The organism is Panacibacter ginsenosidivorans, assembly GCF_007971225.1.
GTDB classification, from domain to species: domain Bacteria; phylum Bacteroidota; class Bacteroidia; order Chitinophagales; family Chitinophagaceae; genus Panacibacter; species Panacibacter ginsenosidivorans.
The window spans coordinates 4,565,191-4,588,794 of sequence record NZ_CP042435.1 but is presented as its reverse complement, the minus strand read 5'-3'; the positions used below and the strand labels follow the sequence as shown (position 1 = coordinate 4,588,794).

General features: G+C 40.4%; 24 protein-coding genes and 2 pseudogenes. 20 read left to right on the top strand and 6 right to left on the bottom strand.

Going from position 1 to position 23,604, the window contains the following annotated elements:
* Window positions 1–436: 436 nt before the first annotated feature.
* Entirely contained in the window at window positions 437–712 is a 276-nt protein-coding gene (locus tag FRZ67_RS19340) for a hypothetical protein (protein WP_147192233.1), read from the top strand.
* Between the two features lie 276 nt (window positions 713–988).
* Here FRZ67_RS19340 and FRZ67_RS19335 read toward each other — a convergent pair whose 3' ends face one another.
* A complete protein-coding gene (locus FRZ67_RS19335) occupies window positions 989–1,282 on the bottom strand; it encodes a hypothetical protein (RefSeq protein ID WP_147192232.1) in 294 nt (97 codons plus the stop codon).
* An 81-nt stretch (window positions 1,283–1,363) separates the two neighbouring features.
* Window positions 1,364–1,651: a hypothetical protein gene (locus tag FRZ67_RS19330; protein WP_147192231.1), complete on the bottom strand. Its 288-nt coding sequence runs from the start codon at window positions 1,649–1,651 to the stop codon at window positions 1,364–1,366.
* A 123-nt stretch (window positions 1,652–1,774) separates the two neighbouring features.
* Here FRZ67_RS19330 and FRZ67_RS19325 point away from each other — a divergent pair, with 123 nt between their 5' ends.
* The 12 genes and pseudogenes from FRZ67_RS19325 (at window position 1,775) to FRZ67_RS19270 (ending at window position 8,676) form a co-directional block, all read left to right on the top strand.
* Window positions 1,775–1,999 (top strand): hypothetical protein, encoded by a 225-nt coding sequence (locus FRZ67_RS19325; protein ID WP_147192230.1) that lies wholly within the window; start codon window positions 1,775–1,777, stop codon window positions 1,997–1,999.
* A gap of 44 nt (window positions 2,000–2,043) precedes the next feature.
* The gene (locus FRZ67_RS19320; protein WP_147192229.1) at window positions 2,044–2,421 is read left to right on the top strand and encodes a LexA family protein; all 378 of its coding nucleotides are present in this window, start codon (window positions 2,044–2,046) and stop codon (window positions 2,419–2,421) included.
* Window positions 2,405–3,667 (top strand): Y-family DNA polymerase, encoded by a 1,263-nt coding sequence (locus FRZ67_RS19315; protein ID WP_147192228.1) that lies wholly within the window; start codon window positions 2,405–2,407, stop codon window positions 3,665–3,667. The genes FRZ67_RS19320 and FRZ67_RS19315 overlap by 17 nt, the downstream gene beginning before the upstream one ends.
* Before the next feature lie 3 nt (window positions 3,668–3,670).
* Complete coding sequence (locus tag FRZ67_RS19310) at window positions 3,671–4,177, top strand: hypothetical protein (RefSeq protein ID WP_147192227.1); 507 nt, start codon at window positions 3,671–3,673, stop codon at window positions 4,175–4,177.
* Between the two features lie 3 nt (window positions 4,178–4,180).
* A complete protein-coding gene (locus FRZ67_RS19305; protein ID WP_147192226.1) occupies window positions 4,181–5,014 on the top strand; it encodes an SOS response-associated peptidase in 834 nt (277 codons plus the stop codon).
* 54 nt (window positions 5,015–5,068) lie between these two features.
* Complete coding sequence (locus tag FRZ67_RS19300; protein WP_147192225.1) at window positions 5,069–5,725, top strand: zinc-finger-containing protein; 657 nt, start codon at window positions 5,069–5,071, stop codon at window positions 5,723–5,725.
* A 71-nt stretch (window positions 5,726–5,796) separates the two neighbouring features.
* Window positions 5,797–6,150 carry a hypothetical protein gene (locus FRZ67_RS19295; protein WP_147192224.1) on the top strand — a complete coding sequence of 118 codons (354 nt, stop codon included), beginning with the start codon at window positions 5,797–5,799 and terminating at the stop codon, window positions 6,148–6,150.
* Between the two features lie 25 nt (window positions 6,151–6,175).
* A complete protein-coding gene (locus FRZ67_RS19290; RefSeq protein WP_147192223.1) occupies window positions 6,176–6,811 on the top strand; it encodes an endonuclease III domain-containing protein in 636 nt (211 codons plus the stop codon).
* A 314-nt stretch (window positions 6,812–7,125) separates the two neighbouring features.
* A pseudogene (locus FRZ67_RS23975) lies at window positions 7,126–7,275 on the top strand (HepT-like ribonuclease domain-containing protein); the annotation flags it as partial.
* A 32-nt stretch (window positions 7,276–7,307) separates the two neighbouring features.
* Window positions 7,308–7,763, top strand: a complete 456-nt coding sequence (locus FRZ67_RS19280) for a hypothetical protein (RefSeq protein WP_147192222.1) — start codon at window positions 7,308–7,310, stop codon at window positions 7,761–7,763.
* Between the two features lie 34 nt (window positions 7,764–7,797).
* Window positions 7,798–8,055, top strand: a pseudogene (locus FRZ67_RS23970) (NHL repeat-containing protein); the annotation flags it as partial.
* 42 nt (window positions 8,056–8,097) lie between these two features.
* On the top strand, window positions 8,098–8,676 hold the full coding sequence (locus tag FRZ67_RS19270; protein WP_147192221.1) for a T9SS type A sorting domain-containing protein: 579 nt from the start codon (window positions 8,098–8,100) through the stop codon (window positions 8,674–8,676).
* A 55-nt stretch (window positions 8,677–8,731) separates the two neighbouring features.
* Here the strand turns inward: FRZ67_RS19270 and FRZ67_RS19265 are convergent, their stop codons facing one another.
* Window positions 8,732–9,154, bottom strand: a complete 423-nt coding sequence (locus FRZ67_RS19265; protein ID WP_147192220.1) for a YidH family protein — start codon at window positions 9,152–9,154, stop codon at window positions 8,732–8,734.
* Between the two features lie 447 nt (window positions 9,155–9,601).
* Between FRZ67_RS19265 and FRZ67_RS19260 the strand changes: the two genes are divergently transcribed.
* From FRZ67_RS19260 to FRZ67_RS19235, 6 genes are all read left to right on the top strand, one after another.
* Window positions 9,602–10,051 (top strand): alcohol dehydrogenase catalytic domain-containing protein, encoded by a 450-nt coding sequence (locus FRZ67_RS19260; RefSeq protein ID WP_147192219.1) that lies wholly within the window; start codon window positions 9,602–9,604, stop codon window positions 10,049–10,051.
* Window positions 10,018–10,572, top strand: a complete 555-nt coding sequence (locus FRZ67_RS19255) for a zinc-binding dehydrogenase (protein WP_147192218.1) — start codon at window positions 10,018–10,020, stop codon at window positions 10,570–10,572. The genes FRZ67_RS19260 and FRZ67_RS19255 overlap by 34 nt, the downstream gene beginning before the upstream one ends.
* A 109-nt stretch (window positions 10,573–10,681) precedes the next feature.
* A complete protein-coding gene (locus tag FRZ67_RS23965; protein ID WP_374728509.1) occupies window positions 10,682–10,942 on the top strand; it encodes a cupin domain-containing protein in 261 nt (86 codons plus the stop codon).
* 800 nt (window positions 10,943–11,742) lie between these two features.
* Window positions 11,743–12,474 (top strand): ImuA family protein, encoded by a 732-nt coding sequence (locus FRZ67_RS19245; RefSeq protein ID WP_147192217.1) that lies wholly within the window; start codon window positions 11,743–11,745, stop codon window positions 12,472–12,474.
* A 1-nt stretch (window position 12,475) separates the two neighbouring features.
* On the top strand, window positions 12,476–13,945 hold the full coding sequence (locus FRZ67_RS19240; protein ID WP_147192216.1) for a Y-family DNA polymerase: 1,470 nt from the start codon (window positions 12,476–12,478) through the stop codon (window positions 13,943–13,945).
* A 12-nt stretch (window positions 13,946–13,957) separates the two neighbouring features.
* Entirely contained in the window at window positions 13,958–17,116 is a 3,159-nt protein-coding gene (locus FRZ67_RS19235) for an error-prone DNA polymerase (RefSeq protein ID WP_147192215.1), read from the top strand.
* A gap of 43 nt (window positions 17,117–17,159) precedes the next feature.
* Here FRZ67_RS19235 and FRZ67_RS19230 read toward each other — a convergent pair whose 3' ends face one another.
* Window positions 17,160–18,905 carry a coiled-coil domain-containing protein gene (locus FRZ67_RS19230; RefSeq protein ID WP_147192214.1) on the bottom strand — a complete coding sequence of 582 codons (1,746 nt, stop codon included), beginning with the start codon at window positions 18,903–18,905 and terminating at the stop codon, window positions 17,160–17,162.
* Between the two features lie 114 nt (window positions 18,906–19,019).
* Complete coding sequence (locus FRZ67_RS19225) at window positions 19,020–20,819, bottom strand: ATP-dependent nuclease (RefSeq protein ID WP_147192213.1); 1,800 nt, start codon at window positions 20,817–20,819, stop codon at window positions 19,020–19,022.
* Window positions 20,820–21,374: 555 nt separating this feature from the next.
* Between FRZ67_RS19225 and FRZ67_RS19220 the strand changes: the two genes are divergently transcribed.
* Window positions 21,375–22,454 carry an exodeoxyribonuclease VII large subunit gene (locus FRZ67_RS19220; protein ID WP_147192212.1) on the top strand — a complete coding sequence of 360 codons (1,080 nt, stop codon included), beginning with the start codon at window positions 21,375–21,377 and terminating at the stop codon, window positions 22,452–22,454.
* An 83-nt stretch (window positions 22,455–22,537) separates the two neighbouring features.
* On the opposite strand, the gene FRZ67_RS19215 is transcribed toward FRZ67_RS19220, so the two are convergent.
* The gene (locus FRZ67_RS19215) at window positions 22,538–23,443 is read right to left on the bottom strand and encodes a hypothetical protein (RefSeq protein ID WP_147192211.1); all 906 of its coding nucleotides are present in this window, start codon (window positions 23,441–23,443) and stop codon (window positions 22,538–22,540) included.
* Window positions 23,444–23,604 lie beyond the last annotated feature (161 nt).

The window sequence follows — 23,604 nt, the reverse complement described above, 5'->3', positions numbered from 1 at the left end:
AAGTCTCCGACAGGCGTCCTGCGCGGCGGTGTCTTGCACCGGGCTGGTGCAGGCTTGCGGGGAGATGCAGCAATCTTTGTCGTCTGTTTTCAGCGGCACTTTACCGCCGCAATGGAGCGGAGCGATCCGGGCGTGCAGCATAGCGGAACAAACGGGTTAGCGGAGTGAAAAGAGGACGGTTAGATGCCGCGTGGAAGTGGCAAGCGCTGTGACAGCCTGCGAACCTCCGCCGGTGCAGGTCTCCGGCGGGCGTTGTGGGCGGGTATTACGGAGTCCTGCGCCGGGCTGGCGCAGTGCTTGCCGTGCAATGAGCAGTTTTGAAATGAGCATATGCTGGTCGCTTCTTCTTCAGCAAGGATTAATAAGGTTTTAATCCGGTGCTTTTTTGTTCCGGATAATTTTGCATTATTCAATATCTCAAATAAAACATTTATCAATGGAAAACCGGGAGGTCGTTTTAACGGACGGCAGAAGTTTTAACTGCGCTACTTCAATTGTCAGTATCGAATATCCAATGGGTTATGTCAGGGCAACCCTGGTGGAATATACCCTTACCGAAGCAACAACCAGCAAGGAAACCATCGTTTATAAACTGCACAAAACCAAAGACGGTTTCTGGTATGATCATCCCTTTATGGAAAAACCGGGTGCCTTCTTAATGATGACGCTCAAAAAAGCGATTGATGAGGCGGAAAACGACCAGGCTGTCTGAAATTACTGCAGTTATAGTGCTAATTCAGGCAGATCTTTGCAGACCTTACAACGATCAGCTTTAACCATTTTTCGTCAAAGAATACTTCTATTTTTCATTTCATTGTGTATATATTTCATAAAAACAAAATCCCCACCTGGGAACAGGCGGGGGTAAGTTCTTTAAAATAACTAATACCAAATTATCATCACATTCGTAAAGCATTGAGAAACCTTGTTAAAAAAATTGTTTAGGTCCCCGCTCTTCGAGCTATTTTAGAAATAATGTTTTCACATCTTATCTCTTTTGTTGTTTAATAAATTGATCCAGGTGTTTTCCCAACTGTTTTGAAAGCTCTGTTGCATTCCCTGGTTCATCTTCACCCCATTCATTACCTTCTTCGGGTGCATCGTCATTGTAATATAGGTTCACAACTTTGCCGTCAGGATATGTCAATTCGAAATGAGTCAGTAAAGCATTATCAAATTCCCTCACTTTAAAAATTGTAAGCTTTTTATCCAAAGGAATTTTTAAATTATATGTTAATGGCTCAGCGTCTTCCTCTGTTTGAAATTTCATTTCTTCTATCATGGCATTTTTTTTAAAGATAGAAATAAAAACCACTCCTGAAAACAGGAGTGGTCTCCTGCTTAATAATGCACTAACATGAGATCAGTTCTGCGTAACAGAATGACCGGTAATTAACGCAGCATTAATGTGCACCATAATATTTTGATTATTGTTGAAACTGTTATCGGCAACCCAGCCAGCTTTGCCCAGGGATATAGAGAAGCTAAAAGTACCCTGTGGTGTTATGGCAACAACATGTTTCCTGCCGGTGATGCACAAAGCCTCTTCTTCACTGTAATATTCAGGATAGATAGAAAAACAATACTTACATCCATCCTCTTCGTAATTGCGATGTATTACATCTTCGGTATAGTTTATCAGGTTATCCATATCATTTGTTTTTACAAACGTACTAATTAATTTAGTAAAACAAAACTAATTTTATTAGGGAAACATTTTACTTTTGGAAACTGGTAGGCTATTTGTACCTTTTTCAACTAAAAAATTGGCAAAATGGAAACAGTTTACGGCACCCCGCAGGAAATTTTTATCGATGGAGAACAATATATGATTCAATCAGAAGATCATATAGACCAGGTCTATTATCATGTTGTAAAAGATGGTAAAGAGTTAGCAGTAATTGGTTTAAATGAGAATGCTGCCTGGGAAGCTAACAACGATATGGACGAAGATCTCGTTGCTAAAATTGGCGAAGCAATTGAACAAAAGTCGAATTAAAGTCTATCGGTGCTTTTTAGAAAATGTTTGAAAATAAATGAGGTATGGGATTTCCTTCACCGGCACGGGATTATTTAGAGGAGCGTATTGACCTCAATAAACTACTGATCAAAAATCCGTTGTCAACTTTTTATTTTTGGTGTCAGGGAAATAGTATGGTCAATGCCTACATACCCGATAAGACATTGCTTGTGGTAGATCGGTCGATAGAAGCTCAAAATGGTGATATAGTAGTTGCGGCTGTGAATGGAGAATTTATAGTTCGATATCTTAAAAAAAAGGAAAGAAAATGTTGGCTTGTCCCCGCTAACAATAAGTATAAAGACATTGAAATAACTGCTGAAATGAAAGCAGAAATCTGGGGTGTTGTCACTTCTATCATCAGTAACCCGAAAGAAATAAAAAATGTACGCTTTAGTTGATTGCAATAATTTTTATTGCTCCTGCGAACGGCTCTTTGCTCCGAAACTTGAAAATCATCCTGTTGTTGTTTTAAGTAATAACGATGGATGTGCCATCGCAAGAAGTGAAGAAGCGAAAGCCCTTGGCATACAAATGGGCACACCCGAGTATATGATAAGAGATACACTGCAGGCACACAACGTAAAAGTTTTTTCATCTAATTATACTTTGTATGGAGATATAAGTGACAGAGTTATGAGAACACTGGAAACCTTTGTTTCAAAAATGGAACTTTATTCGATTGATGAAGCTTTCCTTGATATGAACGAAATGATCTATCAGGATCTGCTGCAATTAGGAATCGATATCCGCAGAACAATAAAAAAAAATATTGGCATACCTGTAACTGTCGGCATAGCAAATACAAAGACGCTTTCAAAAATGGCCAACAGGTATGCAAAAAAAATCCACAAGGATGTTGGTGTATACTGGGCGGCCAACAAAGATCTTACGGACAGGATGCTGGAATTTACAGAGGTAGCAGATATCTGGGGAATTGGGGCGCAGTATGCAAAACTGTTAACCAATAACGGATTCAAAACCGCAAAGGATTTTGTGCAAGCTTCAGATGATTGGGTAAGACAGCATATGAGTGTTGTAGGATTAAGGTTGCTGCATGAACTGCGTGGCCAGCCTTCTATAGAATGGGAATATGAAGCGCCCCCAAAAAAAAATATATGTACCTCACGTTCTTTCGGCACACTTATAACAGATAAAAAAACTTTGGAGCAGGCTGTAGCAAACTATACTGCATCCTGCGCATTAAAACTCCGTAATCAAAAATCCTGTACACGAGAGATACAGGTTTTTTTAAAAACAAATCAGTTCAGGGTGCAGGATAAACAGTACAGCGCCGGCCGTACTGTGAAATTACCTGTTGCAACGAATAGTACTCCCGAACTTATTAAGTATGCATTGAAAGGATTGAACTTAATTTATAGACCTGGTTATAACTACCAGAAATGTGGAGTTATCGTGATGGACATTATTCCGCAGGAACAAATTCAGTACAGCTTATTTGATAACGAGGACCGCAAAAAACAGAAAACAGTCTCAAAAACACTTGATAAAATTAATATAGCCTTCGGAAAAGACCTTGTGCGGTATGCTAAGCAGGGTTATGAAAAAAGATATAAGCTTCGAGCTGAATATTTATCCAAACGTTATACAACGAATATTGATGAACTTCCCCTAATCAAGATATAATGTATGTTTAACCCCTTTGAAAGATTTGAACTGCGATTTATTGATGCTTTTAAAAAAAGAAATAAAAGATATTTAGTTTCCCAAACATATAAACGAGGATACGATCATTTTGAGAACAATGATAAAGACCATATACTGCTGTCACATTACGATGATAAGAACAAAGCAATAGTGCATAAACGTGCGCTTGGTGGTGATCGCTTCGCAGCTATCATAGATCTTGAAAACCCGGCACATGTAGAAAAACTGAAATCGATGTTAATGCCAGACTCCAAATATGTGGTTTTTTCTATTTTGGTTTCCGATACTGAAGCATTGAACAGGAGAATAAGACTAAAATTTGAAAGTAATATCAGGAGATATATTCAAAACAAGACTAACTGGAGAATTGGCGGTGAACAGGAATTGAAAACCCAGTATGAAATCACATTTGGAGAATTATACATTATTATGAAATACGGCAATAAACAACCTATAAGAATTAAATTTGAAGAAATTGAAAATTCATAAGCTATGTGTTATCATATTTCATTTGAAGTAAAGCTGGAAAGCATACTGGATTATTTTCCGGAAGCCGTGGTAGATACACAACTCACGATGAATTTTCCATCTGCTTCTTATATCAATGGTTTTGATCACAAGATGCATCCCGTTATGTATTTTGATTCAGTAGACAGGAAGAATCATCTAACAAAAATGATGTGGGGATATCTTCCAGGTTATATTCAAAACTGGGAGCATGCACAAAGATTTTGGAACGGCTATAATAATGAAAAAGGAATATTTATTAAAGGTTATACAACATTAAATGTTGTAGGAGATGAGATACTTGAAAAAACTATGTGGAGAGAATCTGCTTTAAAAAGACGTTGTGTAATTTTCATTGACGGATTCTATGAATGGCGCCATATATTCCCTATTGGAAAAAAGGGCCAGCAATTAAAGACAGCTGTCAAATATCCTTATCATATTTTTTCAACAAGTAAAGAATCACCTTTTACCATGTTGGCTGGAGTGTATAATCCCTGGACTCATACAGATGTTGATAAAGACACCGGTGAAGTAACTACAGAAACTATACTTACTGTTGCGATAGCTACATCGAAAGCGAATAAATTGATGGAGCAGATCCATAATTCCAAAAAAAGAATGCCAACCATTATTAATTTAGCTCAAGCAAAAGAGTGGTTGAATCCACAATTAAGTGAAGAAAGAATAGTTCAGATTGCTTCCAATCAATATCCTGCTAAAGAAATGAATGCTTTTACAATACCGAAAGATTTTCAACAATGCGGGGATCCTAAAAAGAAGTTTACCTATAATGATGTCCCGGAGCTTGTCATTTAAATAAAAATAAAAGACAAACCATAATAGTTAATATGTAATAATCGGCAAAAATTTATGGACCACTCTGCTATAAAATCAATCACCAAAGGTGAGATTTGTCCATACTGTTTTAAAGGCACTGAATACATTGACAGTATTGAAGTCTACGGAAGATCTTATGGTATGATCTATATCTGCAGAGATTGCAATGCTTATGTTGGAGTACATAAGGGAACTAACATCGCATTAGGTAGATTGGCAAATGAAGAATTAAGAGCCGCCAAGAAAAGGGCGCACTTTTTCTTTGATAAAATATTTAAAGATGGATTGATAGATGAAATCTGGAAAGAAAGTTTACCGATTACATCAAAAAGGAAGAAAGCATACAAATGGCTATCTATTCAAATGGGTATACCAGAAAATGAATGTCATATAGGTTATTTTGATGTTGATAAATGTAACCAGGTTATTGAAATATGCAAGCCAGTTTTAGAGGAGGCAGGTTTAGAAAAAGGCGAATATGTAACTTATGAAAGTCCAAAAATGATTGAAGCAAAAAAAACAATAGAAGATCTTGGATATAAAATTCATTACAGAACAAATTCAGAAATAAGGTTTTTATTTAAAGGAGCAATTGTAAGGTATTACCCGGAACGCGGATGGGCTTCAGGGCAATCAATTAAAGATGGCCGTGATTTAAAAAACCTGGTATCGCAAATCAAAATGAGTTAGAATTTTATTGAGTCCGCTATTATCTAAGAATTAAGCTTTCGTTGCGTCGCACTCTTGTACTTTTATAAATTATGGCAGCAAAAAAAATAGAATTGAAAAAAGCGTTGGAATTTGACCTTCCTTTCATATACAATAACAAAAGGATCAACGCTGTAGCTACTATTATGCAGGTGCATAATCAATTGTGTAAACCAATGATAAGGGTTTGCCTGGATGTGCACCAGAAAACACCTGACGTTTATATGTATTACATGATAGATAGTATTAAAAACCTTTTTAACTATCCTATACCGCAACTTCCGGAAGATGCTTCCCTCTTCAAAGAGTATGAAGACAAGTACATGATAAATGATATTATAAAACAATCATTAATTGTAAAGCTGTTCGATTTAGATATTAATTATGATGATTGGGCATTGGTATAGAAATTTAATTTTAAATTACTTTTAAATGAAACAACCAACAGTCGACTGGCCAAATGCAGTCAAGCCATTAATAAAAAAATACAAGGATCATAAACATCCGTTGGATGCAAAGAATTTATACCAGATGCTGGTAATGGTAGTACTGTCTGCACAAACAACAGATACTGTTATAAACCTTATTGCACCGGAATTATTCAAAGCAATGCCGACGATGGAAGCACTTGCAAAGTGTGAGCCGGAAGATCTTCATAAATATATCAGCAAGGTTAGAAGCTTTGGCAACAAATCAAAGTGGCTCGTAGCAATTGCAAAACAGTTAAAAAAAGATTCAGCCATTCCAACTACCATGGGAGGGCTTGTAGCGCTACCGGGTATTGGAAGAAAATCTGCCAATGTTATAAAGAATTATGCAAAGGCAGAAATTGAAGGTATAGTTGTAGACCTGCATACAATAAGGGTAAGCAACCGTCTAGGTATTGTCGACACAGAAGATCCCAAGAAAATCGAACAGGAAATGATGGAACTGTTACCACAAAAACAATGGGATGCAGGCATGTGTATGAGTTTCCTGGGAAGGGAAGTATGCCGGCCAACAAACCCGGACCACGCGAAATGTGTAATGAATAAAGTGTGTGCGTATTATCAATCTACGCAAAATTAAAAATGGAAATAATTTTGGAATTTGAATTGCAATATGAATAAAACGACATCTATGTTTTTTTTCCGAGAAATAATTTTCAAAGCTTTATTTAAAAGATTATTGAGCAATCAAAACCAGCATCGATAATATGCACCATCGCACTCCTGATTAACTCATCACTTATATTATTAGCAGTGCATCCAAAATTCTTAAATATACAAAAGATATTTCCTATGAAGATTTCATAAAAAGACACATTAACTGCCGATGCAGTTTTACGAAACTTTGAAATAATTTGTGACGCTGAACGTGTATTGTAAGAAGATTTTAAAGCTCAATATACCGGTGTTGATTGGTGTAAAATTACAAAGTTCAGGAATAAAATCCTTCGTGATTATTTTTATATTGATTTTTCTTTTGTTTGGGATTTTAAGAATACATTTTTATCTCCTTTAATTCTTCAGTCAGAACAAATAAATTTGTAACCGGTACATTAGTATTTAATCCTTCTCTCCCAATGCACGACCAATCAACCTCAGATATAATCACTTTTCGTAACGATGGCACTCATTACCCTTTCTTTCAGTTTACGCTCGCTGCACTACAAGCAATATTTTTTGGCGACGCTTTGCACCCCGTTGTTGAAAGCATCCCGCACGGTTTCGATCTGGAAGCCCACAATGAACTGGTTGAAAAATTCACAGCAGAATCTTTTGTCAGCAATGACAAGACAGGTCTTACGCTTACACAGTTAATGTACCTCATGTCTGCAATAGATAAAATAGGTAAAATTTTGGTCGGAGAAGACGCAGTACACGTCAAATCAATGATGGTCCAACAAATGCCCACTCTTAGTGACGATTGGGATAAAGACTTTTTAAAAGGCGTGCAAATAATGTTTCAAACATTCGAAGAAATGTTTAAAGATTATCCTGAATACAATGAGATGCTCAAAATGATTACAGGTTTGTAGCTCCCATAGTCAATTTCCATTTACCCACTCACAAATTTCCGGATCAGCTATTCGGTATTATTATCTCGCTGTTAGATTTAATGCAAATGGAACACTGGATACTTTATTTGGTAAAAAAGGTATTGTACGTGAAAGTGCCAACGCAAATGACGGCGCTTATGGAGCAGGCCTTTTACCGGATGGCAGGATAGTTTTAAGCGGTTATTCTCAAACCGGCAATGTAAACAAACAAAGCGCCTTATGCCTTGATGCAAACGGAAGGGTTGCTGTCAATTTTGGAAATAACGGCTACCAGTATATTGATTATTTCGGTTCCGGCAGTTTTGGTGAAAGTGTGGCTATCCAGGATAATGGAAAAATTGTGCTTGCAGGTAACATAAACAACAGCAGCTACAACGCTATCGGCCTTGCACGTTTAAACAGCAATGGCACAGCCGATCTAACATTTGGCAACAATGGCCGCGATACTTTTTTCAGTGTTTCGTCTGCACGATCACTGGGCGTAAATGAAATGATAGTACAGCCCGATGGGAAAATTCTTACAACAGGTTACCTGCAATTAAATAAGGATAATTTTTTTACAGCAAGATATTTGAATACACAGCAAATAAAAACAGTTGCTTCAAATAATGAAATCATTGCTTCAAATGTTCTGAAGGCAGGTATGTATCCCAATCCTGTAACGGGTAGCCAGATAACTTTACAGTTTAACATGGCCTATACAGGTAAAGTAATGATTGATATTTATGATATCAATGGAAAGCAAATGCTGCAGCCTGTCAATAAAAATGAGCATGGTGGTATTGTAACCGAAAATATTGTTATCCCATCATCAGTTCCAAACGGAACATACCTGATCACCATTCTTGCAAACAATGAAAAGAAATTATTGAAATTTGAACTCATGCGATAAGAACGCCAATTGATTTATTTTTTCCTCCTGCAAAATTGTGGCCCGCTTCGGTTGCTTAATATTCACTTGTGCTGTTAATCAAATATAAAATAAGCAGGATGCTTATGATAAGGATAATAATTGTAAGCAAAAAAACAAGCGCAGGTGAAGACCGGTAAGATTCATTCGCTAATTGTCTTTCTGTTCGCTTATACCTTATGAAAGAAAATAATAAAACAACCGCGCCAACAATAACCAGTAAAATGCCGATAACAGCAGAATAACCCCGTTGCGGAATGATGGCATCCTTTTGAAGCAGCAGAGCAATTTGTTTTATGAACAATGAAAATTTCACTACCACAAAACCGAAAGCCATAATGCCGATGCTGGTGCGTATCCATGCAAGAAAGGTGCGTTCATTTGCGAGGTGATCGCTTGCATTTTGCTTTTTAATTATTTCATTAACCACCGGCTGGTTCTCTTCTTTTGATTCCTGCATTTTTATGTATTTATCCTGATGGGCCAATCACCATGTCTTCGTTGAATGTCTCACTGTCTTAACACTGCCCATATTTTCAACAAAAGTCTGTATTTTAAAGTTCTTAAAAGTTTTATTAATAAGTATTTGATGCTCTTTTTGATTTTAATCAAAACGGTAATGAACTTCCGGCTTTTCTTGTGTACATCCATACCTATGAATAACTTTGGAGTGGCGGTAAATTGAGACAACATCCTGATAAATTTTAGTAGCCATGTTAATCGCGGACTACAGTTAGAAAATGAGGCTGCTTAAATTACCAGGTTACTGTAAACGAAGAACTTTTGAATACCTTAAACAGCAGGTATAAAGAAAAGTTTTAGCATGAAAAGGCGGGAGTCAATCAACGCAAAGCCAGTAACCGTTGAACCAGTTTGAACCAGCCGTGTAACATAGAATGATCATTACATGCAAACATTATATTTCGAAGAAAAAGGTGAAGCTGAAAAAGTGCTTAAACTTGGAGAAAAGGAAATCGCAGACTTGCTGGACAATGAAGTTCGGGTTAAAGTAAAGGCAAGTCCGATAAATCCGGCGGATCTGATGTTTATTGAAAAACAGTATCGGGTTGAACCGAATTTTCCACAGGTTGCGGGTTTTGAAGGCGTAGGAACTATAACGGGAAATGGTGGAGATGAAAATTTCCCTGTTGATTCAATTGTTGCTTTCAGGCACAAAAATATTTGGGCAGAATCCGTAAATATTCCAAAAGATAAAATCATCCTCTTACCCAAAAACGCATCTGTTGAAAAAGCTGCTCAGTTATCATTAAATCCATTGACTGCCCGGGCGCTGTTAGAAGAATTGGATGCTAAAGAAAACGAATGGATCATCTTTCTGCAGGAAATTCAGCAGTAAGCAAATTAATCATACAATTCGCGAGAAATAGAGGCATAAAAACCATTCCTATTGTACGCGATCTTCAACAAAAAGAGGAATTATTACGCCTTGGTGCAAATTTGGTTTTGAAAGCGGATAATCAGGCAATAGCAGAACAAGTTCAGGAACTGGCAAAAACTGTAAGAATAGCGGGATTTTTGGATGCTGTTGGTGGAGGCCTGACTTCAACGGTAATTAATACTATTTCACCCAACAGTAAAATCATCCATTATGGTCTTTATAGCGAGCAACCCGTAATGTATCACAGTTCAGCTGTTATCTTTAAGAACCTGACCATAAAAGGGTTTGGGATTGACGGATGGTTGAATGGTAAACTAAAAACAGAATTAAAAAATATCTGGGCGGATATCATCCGGGAAATCATGAATAAGGACTTTAAAATGGAAGTTTCGGGGAAATATCCATTGATCGAATTTAAAAGGGCAATCCCGGAAAGCAGAAAAGCTGAAAATGGAAAAATACTTTTCTGGATGGAATAAAACAGCTTATTATTACAACAGGCAAATCAGGCAGTATGGCGAAACCATCTGAAATTATCCGAAAAGATCTGCAACCAGCAGTAATTGACCAACAGGTTAAGACAGTGAAATACAGGAAATCACTTTTCCGGCGGGACAAACAGCCCCAAAACATTTACATCCCTGCCCGGTTGTTGGTTATATTAAATCAGGAAGTGTTCTTTTTCAGATAGAAGGGCAGGAAGCCGTAATTCTTAATGAAGGTGACTCATTCTATGAACCCAGGAACACAAACATTTTACATTTTGACAATGCTTCAAAAGATCAACCAATGGCTTTTATTGCTTTTTATTTAAAAGAAGATAAAGAAGCAAATGTGCAAATTATATAATGAAAAAAACATTGCCACTAACATGCAGGCACCTCATTACATTAATAGTAATTGTATATTAACGTAAAAAATTTGCAATTTTACCTTCTCTTTTATAATGTTGCAATTTAGAAAAAAGCAACCCTATACTAATGTCTCCATTATGGTATGAAATACCCTGCTGCATTATTGGTGCTGTAATAATTTTGTTCATCGTCTTTTTTGTCTTTTACCGGCATACAGATGATGATAAGGATACCCGTGATTTTATAGAATAAAAGGTGTGCTAAAAATAAAACCCGCCAGGAAGGGATAGAATATTTACAAGGTTTGAAGCGTTCGGCCCGGCCGGGCCGGCGTATGCGGAGATTAACGGGCTTATTCGCCGCAAAATTTGCGCACATTTATTAATTAACGGGAAGTTATTTCCAGCGAAAGTAAACTACCGGGTAATCTGATATCCATATTCGCTTTATAGCATTTTAAATTCTGCGCAGCATCAATTGTATCAAAAGCGAAGGTTGCTACGTTTCCAGTTACCTTTTGTGTAAAAAAGTAATATTTCACCCCATGCGGGGATTAACGGTCCTATTCATCGCATAATTTGCCGGGAATAAGTTGGGCTTAATAGGAAATTATTGCAAAAAACAAGCAATCCGAATTTTTTAGGGGGGAAATATTGACAAAGTAGTTATTCCTGCCGTTATGTTACTCCTTCCGGTGTGAATCGTAAAAAAGAAGAAATATTTAGGCTATGAATTGCTAATAATATTAGTAATTTGCACTAAATATTTGTGCAAATTCAACCATTCATTCATGAGATGACCGCAGCAAGAGCAGATATTATTGCGCAGTTGCAAAGGGATATTCTTCCGCTGGAGGGATATAAACCCGTTCCCGGCGGCGTGCTTGAAATCATTGGGCTCGGTGCGGTCAATGCAGCTTTCCCGGATGCACAGTTTCCGCTGGGTGCGGTGCATGAGTTTATCTGTAAGGGTGCGGAAGAGAAGGTGGCGGCGGGTGGTTTTATTGCGGGTATCCTGGCGGCATTGATGCAGCGGGGTGGGGTGTGCGTCTGGATCGGTAAAGTGCGTACGGTATTTCCGCCTGCGCTGGTGGCATTTGGGATTGCGCCGGAAAGGGTCATATTTGTTGAGCAGGCCAAAGAAAAAGAGCTGCTGTGGGCAGTGGAAGAGGCATTGAAGTGTGAGGGGTTGGCTGCCGTGGTGAGTGAACTGTCCGATCTGGATTTCACCACTTCAAGGCGATTGCAGCTCGCGGTAGAAAAGAGCCGGGTAACCGGTTTTATTGTGCGTGTCAATCCCCGCAAGTTGAATACCACTGCCTGCGTTACCCGCTGGAAAATTAGCTCTTTACCTTCTGAAATATATGGTGATTTGCCGGGTGTGGGATACCCGCGCTGGCAAGTACAGTTACAAAAAGTCCGCAATGGCCGACCGGGTAACTGGCGGATCGAATGGCAGGAAGGCCGGTTCAGGCATGTCCCTGCATTAAGTGTTGTTCCGGAATTGTTGGAAAGGAAAGCAGGTTAACATGGCACATCGTTTCATTTCGATATGGTTCCGTTCACTCAGAACGGATTGGTTTTGTCGCCGGCAACCGGCGCTGAAAGTCGTCGCGTTTGCACTGTCGGTGCCGGATCATAGGCGTAAAGTTATCACAGCGGTGAATACACTTGCTGAAAAACAGGGAATCCACCCCGGTATGGTGGTAGCGGATGCGAAAGCGTTGTACCCTAACCTGCAGGTATTGGATGACCAGCCGGAAATGCCCGCGAGGGTATTGCAGGCACTGGCGGAGTGGTGTATCCGCTACTCTCCCGTTGTTGCGGTTGACGTGCCGGATGGTTTGATACTGGACGCGTCGGGTTGTGCGCATTTATGGGGCGGCGAGGAAAAATACATGGACGCCATAAAAAGCCGTCTGGCGGCTTTTGGTTACCAGGTGCAGGTCGCCATCGCAGATACGATTGGTGCGGCATGGGGATTTGCGCGGTATGGTAATACCTCTTTTTTGGACTTGCCGGCGCAGGCTTTACGGTTGGAAAGAGCAACCGTTGAGCAATTGTTTCATTTAGGGTTACATTATATCAGGGATTTCTGCAGCATGCCACGTTCGGCGCTGCGTCGGCGTTTCGGTGAACTTATTTTAAAGCGGCTGGACCAGGCTTTTGGAACAACCAAAGAAATACTGCAACCGGTGGTACCGGTGGAACCCTGGCAGGAACGCCTGCCTTGTTTGGAACCGATTGTTACGGCCACGGGTATAGCAATAGCTGTGCAAAAATTACTGGATTGTTTGTGTAAGCGCTTGCTGGAGGAAGGAAAAGGATTGCGCATAGCGGTGCTGAGCGCTTTTCGTATAGATAGTAAAGTAGTAAAGATAGAGATCGGCACCAACCGTGCGTCGCACAATACTGCGCATCTTTTTAAATTGTTTGAGATAAAGTTATCCTCTATTGAACCAGCGCTGGGTATTGAGCTTTTTGTACTCGAAGCAAAACAGGTCGAGGATGTGGAAGCGCCGCAGGCGACGCTTTGGGAAAGCAGTTTCGGGCTGGAGAATAATGCGGTCGCAGAATTGCTGGACCGGATCACGGGTAAGATGGGTATGGCGTGTGTCAAGCGTTATCTCCCTGACGCACATTACTGGCCGGAACGCTCTTTTAAACCTGCTTTGTCACTGGAAGAAAAGGCAGCGACGACCTGGTACATGGACCGCCCGCGACCGCTGGAACTGTTACCCAAGCCCGAACCCATCGAGGTGACAGCGCCGATACCTGATTATCCGCCGATGTCCTTCCGTTACAGGGGTGTTTTTCATAAAGTAATAAAAGCCGACGGACCCGAACGGATCGAGCAGGAATGGTGGCTGCAGGAAGGGCAGCACCGGGATTATTATGTCGTGGAAGACGAGGAAGGTAAACGGTACTGGCTTTTCCGTTCGGGGCATTATGATGCAGCGAAAACATACGGCTGGTATTTACATGGCTTTTTTGCGTGAAGGAGGTAAGTGATGCAATACACGGAACTACAGGTTACGAGTAATTTCAGTTTTTTGCGGGGTGCATCGCATCCGCAGGAACTGGTGGCGCAAGCCGCTGCGTTTGGGTATGACAGCATTGCCATTACCGACCGCAATACGGTGGCGGGTATGGTACGGGCGCATGTAGCGGCCAAAGAAAAAGGTATCCGGCTGATCCCCGGTGTGCACCTCGTATTGCTCGATGGCTCTGACCTGCTGGCTTATCCCACCGATCTCGCAGCCTGGTCACAATTGACCAACCTGCTGACAATTGGTAACCGGCGGGCTGAAAAAGGCGATTGTCATTTGAAAAAGGTGGACGTGTTTCAGCATGCAAAAGGTGTAAAATTCATTGTCTTACCTCCGAATAAACTCAATGATGACTTTGCTTTTGATGTTTCGTTTGAAAAGGAGCTGCGCGAATACTGCGATGCTTTTGGAAAGGAACTATATATCGCGGCTACGCGTCATTATCTGGGTGATGATGGTAAATGGCTGTACCAGGTAGCGGAGCTGTCGGCAAAGTATGCTGTACCGATGGTGGCAACAAATGCGGTGCATTACCATCTGCCCGCAAGGCGGCAGTTGCAGGATGTGGTCACCTGTGTCCGCGAAAAATGCACGATCTATACGGCGGGTTACAAACTCCATCCCAACGCGGAAAGACATCTCAAGCCCGAACCGGAAATGCTGCGGCTGTTCCGGCAGTATCCCGATGCGATCCGGCGCACGCAGGAAATTGCGGAAGCCTGTACCTTTTCGCTGGATGAACTGCAATATGAATACCCCGAAGAAATCACTACCGAAGGCCACATCCCGCAGGAGGAGCTGACGCATTTAGCATGGAAAGGCGCACAGGAGCGCTACCCGGGTGGCATACCTGAAAAGATCGTAGCCAACATCCATCATGAACTGTTTTTTATTGAACAGATGCACTACGCATCTTATTTCCTGACGGTTTATGATATTGTGCGTTTTGCCAGGAGCAGGGAGATCCTTTGCCAGGGACGGGGTTCTGCCGCCAATTCTACGGTCTGTTACCTGCTGGGCATTACCTCGGTGGACCCCACCAAATTTGACCTGCTGTTCGAGCGTTTTGTTTCCGCTGCCCGAAACGAGCCACCCGATATTGATGTGGATTTTGAACATGAAAGACGCGAAGAGGTCATGCAATACGTGTTTGCCAAATACGGCCGTGACCGCGCGGCCATCGTGGCGACGGTGACGCAGCAGCACCAGAAAGGCGCCCTTCGCGATGTGGCAAAGGCCATGGGGTTGACCGTGGACATTATTGAACGGCTTTCGGGGAGTGTCTGGGATTTTAGCGAAGAATGGTTTGATGAACAGAAACTAAAAGAGCAGGGTGTTGATCCAGCCGACCCGCACCTGCGCAAGACGCTGGAGCTTACCAGCCAGTTCGTCGGTGCCCCGCGACAGTTGGGGCAGCATACGGGAGGCTTTGTCATTACCCGTGGCAAACTTTCGGATATCTGCCCTATCCTGAATGCCCGGATGGAAGACCGCACCTGTATCGAGTGGAACAAGGATGATATTGATGCGCTCGGACTGATGAAGGTGGATGTGCTGGCACTCGGTATGCTGACCTGTATCCGGAAAGCGTTTGTGCTGGCCAAAGAAAAATACAGTCTTGATCTCACGCTGGCCAATATCCCACAGGATGACCCCAAGGTATATGACATGATCTGCCACGCGGATACTATTGGTGTATTCCAGATCGAAAGCCGCGCGCAGCAGTCGATGCTGCCCCGGCTCAAACCCCGCTGTTTTTATGACCTCGTGATCGAGGTCGCGATTGTACGACCCGGCCCCATCCAGGGCGACATGGTGCACCCTTATCTCCGGCGTCGTAACGGGGAGGAACCGGTGGAATATCCCTCAAAAGCACTCGAAGCGATTTTAGGTCGCACACTGGGCGTGCCGCTTTTCCAGGAACAGGCGATGAAGATCGCTATCGTGGCCGCAGGTTTTACCGCCACCGAAGCCGATAAGCTGCGCAAAAGCATGGCCACTTTTAAAGCACAGGGGTTGGTCACGCAGTTCCGTGAAAAACTGGTCAAAGGGATGCTGCAAAATGGTTATACGCAGGCATACGCGGAACGGGTGTTTAAACAACTCGAAGGTTTTGGAAGCTACGGTTTCCCGGAGAGCCACGCGGTGAGTTTTGCATTGCTGGTCTATGTCTCCTCCTGGCTCAAGTGCTATTACCCGGATGTCTTTGCCTGCGCCCTGCTCAACAGCCTGCCGATGGGATTTTACCAGCCGGCACAGATCGTCGCGGATGCCAGAAAGCACGGCGTGGAAGTCAGACCGGTGGACATTAATCATTCGGACTGGGATAATACACTGGAAACCTCACCCCAATATGCACTCCGTTTAGGTTTCAGGCATGTAAAAGGGCTGCGTGCGGAAGATATGACAACCCTGCTTACCGCCAGAACAAAATCCTTTACCAGCATCAACCAGTTACGCGACGCCGGGGTGAGCGAATCAGCATTACAACTGCTGGCAGGTGGCGATGCCTTCCGTTCACTGGGCCTGGACAGGCGGCAGGCTTTATGGGAAGTTTCCACGACCGACAAACCCGAAGCGCTTTTTAAAGGACAGGCTTCTCCTGATGCCAATGTCGAAACAGGCATCGAACTGCCCACCATGCACGAATCGGAACACGTGGTACAGGACTATGCCACCACTTCCCTTTCCTTAAAAGCCCACCCCATCAGCTTTGTACGCGATAAACTCCAGCAACTGCATATCCGTACCTGCGCCGATCTCGCGAACATGCACAACGGTGAACCCGTGAGGATAGCCGGGCTGGTACTGGTCAAACAAAGACCCGGCACGGCAAAAGGCGTTTGTTTTATGACGCTGGAAGATGAGACCGGGCAAGCCAACGTGGTCGTGTTCGAAAACCTGTTCAACCTCTACCGCAGGGAGATCATGCAGGCAAGGCTGATCATGATCGAAGGTACCTTACAAAAGGAAGGCGAAGTCATTCATGTGATCACACAGGTCTGTTATGACTTTTCCAAACTGCTGCGCAGGTTGGCTGTACCAAAAGAGAAAAGTAACGCACAATCAAAAGAAATCAAACAGGAGAAGTTGTTTCCGGAAGGGAGGAGTTTTAAATAACTTATAGGCGCTCTTTTTGTTTATTTGATTTCTCGCAGCAATTTTATTGGTCTGTCTTTTTATAAAGCGGTATGTCATTAAACAGTTCAGAAATGGTTTCATCTTCAATTACTATACCTCGTCCGTCTGCTTCATGTTTAATTTTTTTGCTTTCATTTTCGATCTCAGAAATCGGTATTGATTTCGCTCTTTTCTCCTGGGGAGGATTTAATTTTCCGGTTTTCTCGAAGTCAATTACCGTTTTCAAAATGTCAGGAGGCAAATCGTTTTCACACTTATATGCAAGCTCTATAAATTGCCTTGCAAAAAAGCTATCAACTTGTATTCTTCTTTTTGATAAATGTGCAAACTGTCCTAAAACGCGACAAATATTTTCCCGATCTTCTGGACTTAATTGATCAACAAATTCATATTCTTCAATCTTTTTTAAACTTAAGACAATAGGCTCAAGTGCATCTACAGAGATGATATATACGTTATGGTCTCCAAATTTGTAAACAAACGTAGACAGATAGTCTAAGGTGTTGGACGGGACGATAAAAAAAATATCAGTTTTTACATTTTCTTGTTTGGCATATTTTTTTGCTTTCTCTGCTTGATCTTTCAAGTAATTAGGGAAATTTGATAAATTGTCACCACCTGGGCTTTTCGCGTCAAAAATTACGAACTCGTCACAAATAAGTAACGTATTATCGGGATCTCCTTTAAATGGAACTTTATCAATGTACTGAATTGTGTGTCTTTGGCAAATTGTTTTTACGATGTTCTTTGCGGATTCTTGATGTCTGTTCCATGTATCCTTCAAATTTTTTAATCTTTCTATTTCAGTTGCATTTCTTTCGTCAATTTCTTTTGTTCTTTCTGACTGTATTTGGTTTTGAATTTGGGATAAAGCTGAAACTGAATTTGAGTGCTCCTGTTTTCTGAACTCTTCATCTTTTAATAATTGTGTGTTTTGCTTCTTTACCTCACCCAATTCATTTGAAGCTGTTTGAAGTTTTCCTTTTGTCTCAGTAAACTCAATTTCCATTTCCGATTTACGCTTTGTCAAACTTGAAATTGTTTCCAGGCTGGTTGCAGCTTCTTCCGCGAGTCTTTTGTTCTCAGCTATAAGATTAGAATTTTTTTCAGACAATAATCTATTATCACTTGTTAAAGAATTTATTCTTGCTTCATGCGCTTTTAAGGTGGCACCTGAGGAAGAATTTTCAGACGTCAAATTTTCTATCTTGCTATTTGCATCCTGATAGTTTTTTTCAAGGCTTTGTAAATCCTTCTTTATTTCGACCACCTCAATTTCTATCTCGGACTTTCTTTTTGAAAGATTTGAAATCATTTCTTCATTTGTCGCTGCTTCTTCTGATAATTTTTTGTTCTCAGCACCAAAAGATGTATTTTTTTCAATTAATAATCTGTTATCACTCGCTAGTGAATTCACTTTCTCTTCGTAGGCTTTGATCGTTGCAAGTTGTGATGAGTTGTCAACAGTGAACTTTTCAATTTTGGCGTTTGATTCATTGACGGCGTTACTAAGTTTGTCTATTTCGTTTTCTTTTCTAATCAAAGCTTCACCTGCAATTTTAAAATCTTTAGCTAAAGAAGAATATTCTGCTTCAATTTTAGTTAAAGCCTCCTTTTGGTTGTCGATGTTGGAAATAAGTTTTTGCAAGTCAATAGCAGCATCGATAAGCTGGTTTTTGATTTTTTTCCAAGCAAATAACCTGTTTATAAAGCTTATTGTTTTTAGATTGTCAAGCAGTCTTTTAAGATTGTCAAAGTTGTTGTCCATAAATAGCATTTAAATGTGCGCGTATTGAAAGTCCCTTAATGCTAAAGATAAAGAAGTTGTGATGAAATAAAACCATAACTAACGCTTTTGTGTCACTGCCTAGAGACCATAATATTATCCGGATAATGAATCCATTAATTTCTGTTCTAAGTCCTCTATGCTTGTCCATTCCGTGCAGTTTATGGGTGGAGGAGATGCAAAATCAACAAGTGCTTTAAGTAAGGCTTCAACAGTGTCGAATTTTACTTCATCCTGTTCTAATGTCCGTAATGCATTATAGGGTTTTTCATTTTCGGCAACCTCACCGAAATAAGCCAACTCGAAATTTGGCAGTGACGCTAATAACCTTGTTGATTTCCCAACAGGTTTTGCATTCATGGCATTCAAAATATTTGGATTATTACCCCAGGCAGGGTTTGCCATTTCAATTCCTCGTTTAGTTGTAATTATTGGAATGTCACAATCGTGAAGAACTGCGTAATCCGAACCAAAGTGATTAAGAACTTTAATCAATGAAACAATAGTTGCTTTCCCTCTCGCTCTAATGATATTTATGTCTTTATATTCTTCGGGTTTCTGTCTTTTTATGTAGTTGAAGGCCGTATATTCAGTATCACCTTCAACTACTATCACTTTGCCGCCAAAAAAGAATTCTGCTACATAAGGATCGCAAATATTTAAGAGTTTCAAATTTCTCTTATCGTCATCGTCTAATTGTACTTTATCGGGTCGAAATACAGTTGTCCCTTTAATTTCGCCGTTAGATGTTTTCTCAACTTTAATAATGGTTGTATTGTCCTTAGAAAAATCTATGAATATAGGCGAATGCGTTGTAACCATAACCTGCCAATTGTCTGAGCTTGGTAAATCGTATAAAAGGTTACAAGCTTCTCTAATTGCATTAGGATGTAAACAAATTTCAGGCTCGTCAATTAGAAGTAAATGAGGTCTAACGACTGCTCCATTATCTTTTCCCTTTTGATTGTTTTCGGAAATAAATTTAATCGCCGTCCACAATAAAGTCCTTCTTGCTCCGCTGCCTTGTCTGTCAATAGTACTTAAATAACCATCGGCAGGTCCCATCAATAGTTGTGGGTCTGCCTTGAATAAGTTTATAGCACTGTCTAAATCATCTTCCGGTTTTGCATCGAAGTCAATTTTGTAATTTGGAAAAACTCTTGCTACCAAATCACTCAATTCTTGGTTAACTGCGTCAATTTGGTCTTTTGCTTCTAATACGATTTTCTTTTGCAACGCTTTTACATGTGCAATTAACTTTTTGTAATCGTTTTCTTCCTGGCCTTCCTCCTGATTTTGGGCTTTTAGGTTTTTCACTCTATCGTTAAGAGCTTGCATCAGCAATTTCTTAATTGCTTTGGCTTGCTCTTCAGGGGAATCAAATGCATCAACCCTATGTGGCTCAGGCCTTCTGGCATTAGCAACGTTCGGGGCACCCCACGGAACATTTTCACTCCACGAACTTGCTTCAACTTCCCAACCTTCTCTTTTGGGCTTGCCCTCGCCATTCCATACCCATCTTTCCCTTACCAGCATTTCACCATTTTCCAGAACTTGTATCCATTTGTCACCCGGGCTGTTGTCATAAACAATGGTATGAAGTTCTATTTCAGGTAAATTGTCATTGTCAATTGTGTTGTTCGGAAAATCTTCACGCTTTAAATCTGCTTTTCCAGACCCTTGAGACATAGCAAGTTCATAAGCTTTTAAGATGGAGCTTTTCCCGACATTGTTTGCTCCAACTAAGACAACAATATCGTTGAGGTCAATTTCAACCGGCGTCGAACCAATGCAACGATAATTTTTTATTATCAATTTTATCAACCTTGGTTTTGTAATTTCAGGATTTGAAGAAACTAGTGAAGCTTCCACTTCTGTTTTTTTTGCTTTTGCCATATGGTAAAGTATCTGTTATAATTACTGTAATCGCATACGTATGTGCATGGGACGTCGTAGTGCAACCGTTAATTATTTTCATAATAGTCACTCAACCGAGCTGCGCTATTGTCTATTTGCTCCGGGTTTAATATTTTCTAAACAAAACGTTCTAAATAATGGAAGATTCTCAAGGTTGGCTGGGAAAATTTCATCAAATTAACTGTACGAGTTACTTGCAAAAGTTAATTTCGATTGCGGTGCAAACGAACACATTTTTTTTGAAATAAAAAACGTGATTTTTCACGTATTTTTTGTGATAAATCACCTTGTTCACTTGCCAAAAATTCCGTACAGGCACCGGTGAAGGAAACAAAAGCTGAAGTACACTAAATTTAATTTTCTTCCATTTTTCGAAATCCTGATGGGAAATCCTTCATTAAGTGTCTATAAAGCTGCAAGTATTAGTTGCGAATTTGCGATCTGCTTCTGATCGTGTACTAGAATTGACTAAGGAATAAATAACGTTTTTGGGGCAATTTTAAACAAAGCTACAGATTGCTTATATTGCCCGTCATGGCCGCGAACGACACGATAACACCTTCAGCACTGGTCAACATCTTCAGCAATGCCCTGTCAAATGATGCAACGCGAAAGCCATTTACCATTAAAGGCATTTATGTGCCTGGCAAAGGTGCGAATTACAACGGCGTGTATTATGACAGCCTGAAAGATGAATACATTGATGCGAGTATTACGCTGGTTGTGCCTGCTATATTGCGGGTAAACCTTGAAGCGGGGCAGGTGATCGAGTGTTCAGCTTACCTGACCAAAAAGGTGCAGGCAAACGGCGCCAGGATCGAGCTGCAGGTGAATGTGATGGAAGTGCATTCGCAGGAAGAAAGCAAACTCACCGAAGAACAAATAAAAACCTTTGAGATCCTTCAACGCAAAGCGGCGCAGGGTTATAAGGATGTGGATGGCTTTATTAAAACGAAGATCATTCAACAGCAACCCGTCATCGTGACCATTATTATCGGTAGGACCGGCATTATCGACAGCGACACCAAGCACCAGTTGCGCGACGCGCTGGCGTTTTTCGATTTTAATTTTGTACGGGTGAGCCTCAGCAATGAAGGCGAGATCGTGGAGGCACTCCGGGCATACGATCAAAAAACAGATGTGCTGGTTGTTTCAAGGGGTGGTGGTGAAAATATGAGCATCTTTAATCGCCCGGTATTGGCAGAAGCAGCGCTTGAATTACAAAGCTATTTTGTTACCGCCATTGGGCATAAAGAAGATGTTTCGCTGCTGCAGAAAATCGCGGACAAGCATTTTATCACACCGACCGCGTTGGGTCAATATTTCCAGGAACTGTACACGCATACGATGGAAGAGCTACAGCATTCCAAGGCAAGACTGATCGCGGACGTTACCACGCAACTGAAAGGAAGTTATGAAGTGCAATTGCAAAACCTGCAGGACAAACTCAAAAACGCCAATGAGTTCAGCGAAATGCAAATGAAGGTCAAGCAGGATGAAATAAAGAGCCTGCAACAATTGCTGGATCAGAAAAAAGGCGTGCCGGCGTATGTTTGGGTTTTGGTCGTGCTTGCAATTATTGCGGCTTTTTTATTGGGAAAACTTATGACTTGATAGTTATATCGTATAGGAGTCTACGAGCACCAAGTAGTTTTGTTTCACTCAATAATTTAAAAAGTCAACTTTTGCGTCTTTCATCAACCAAACAAATAGTCAAATAATTTTACAGCGGTTTCTTTAAACAAATCAAAGAGGCTACCGAAATAATAGTCCTCTTTCTTGAATAGAAAAAGCAGTTCGCCAATTAATTTCAATCCAATTACAGTTTCTACGATTATTCGTAATGCTTCAAGAAACCAATGGTTCGAGTATCTTAGTAAGTAGAGCCATTTTACCCATTTTGGGCTTATAAATGCAAAGTATATCAAGATACTTATTACTAATACTCCGCATAAAGCTTCATTTGCTTTTTCAACAAAGAGTAACGTTTTCAAAAAGACGAGTAATACCAAAACATTTATAAATACCGATAATATGGATGGTAAAAACCTAATTGAATAAGACAAAAATTTGTGTGTCTCTAAAATCTGCTCGGATTTAAATTCTGGCTTTTGGTAACTCTTGGCTATTGCTGTTTTTACAAAATGAAATTCTTCGATTGTATGATAAATAAAAGGAACAAAAAAAGCGATAAACATAAGCGAAGCCAAAACGAAAGCCATAATAAATCCGCCAAGTCCATCTACTATTTGGATAAATTTATTTGTATGTTCAATTGTTAATCCTTCATTGAATTTTTGGTAATATAAAATTTGAACAGAGTCTCCAAGATTTAATTTTGGTGGAAGATTCGATACCGAACCTGTAAAATTCTTAAACCTTATGTGGTTTACTTTTACGCTTGGCTTACCCGGGTCTATTTTTTCTAAAGTGTACCAAACACTATCAACGATTATAGTTTTATCCGTCCCTATATAAGCCAAACGCCCACCAATATATAAGCTACCAATAAAATAAAAAATACCATAACATATCATACCAATCAGAGTAATTCCGATTGGTATATAAATCAAATTTTTTAAAACATTTAAAGCCTTACTCAATGTATTCTCAGGAAGTTAATTGTTTATGGTCGATTGAGGCTGTCGTAGTGCCTTGCCGGCTACGCCTGTATTTATGGTAACAAAATAAAAAATCCTTCACAAATACAACTAAAAAAAGATTGATTTGAGAAATGGACATATCGTGATAGTAGTATTACGTC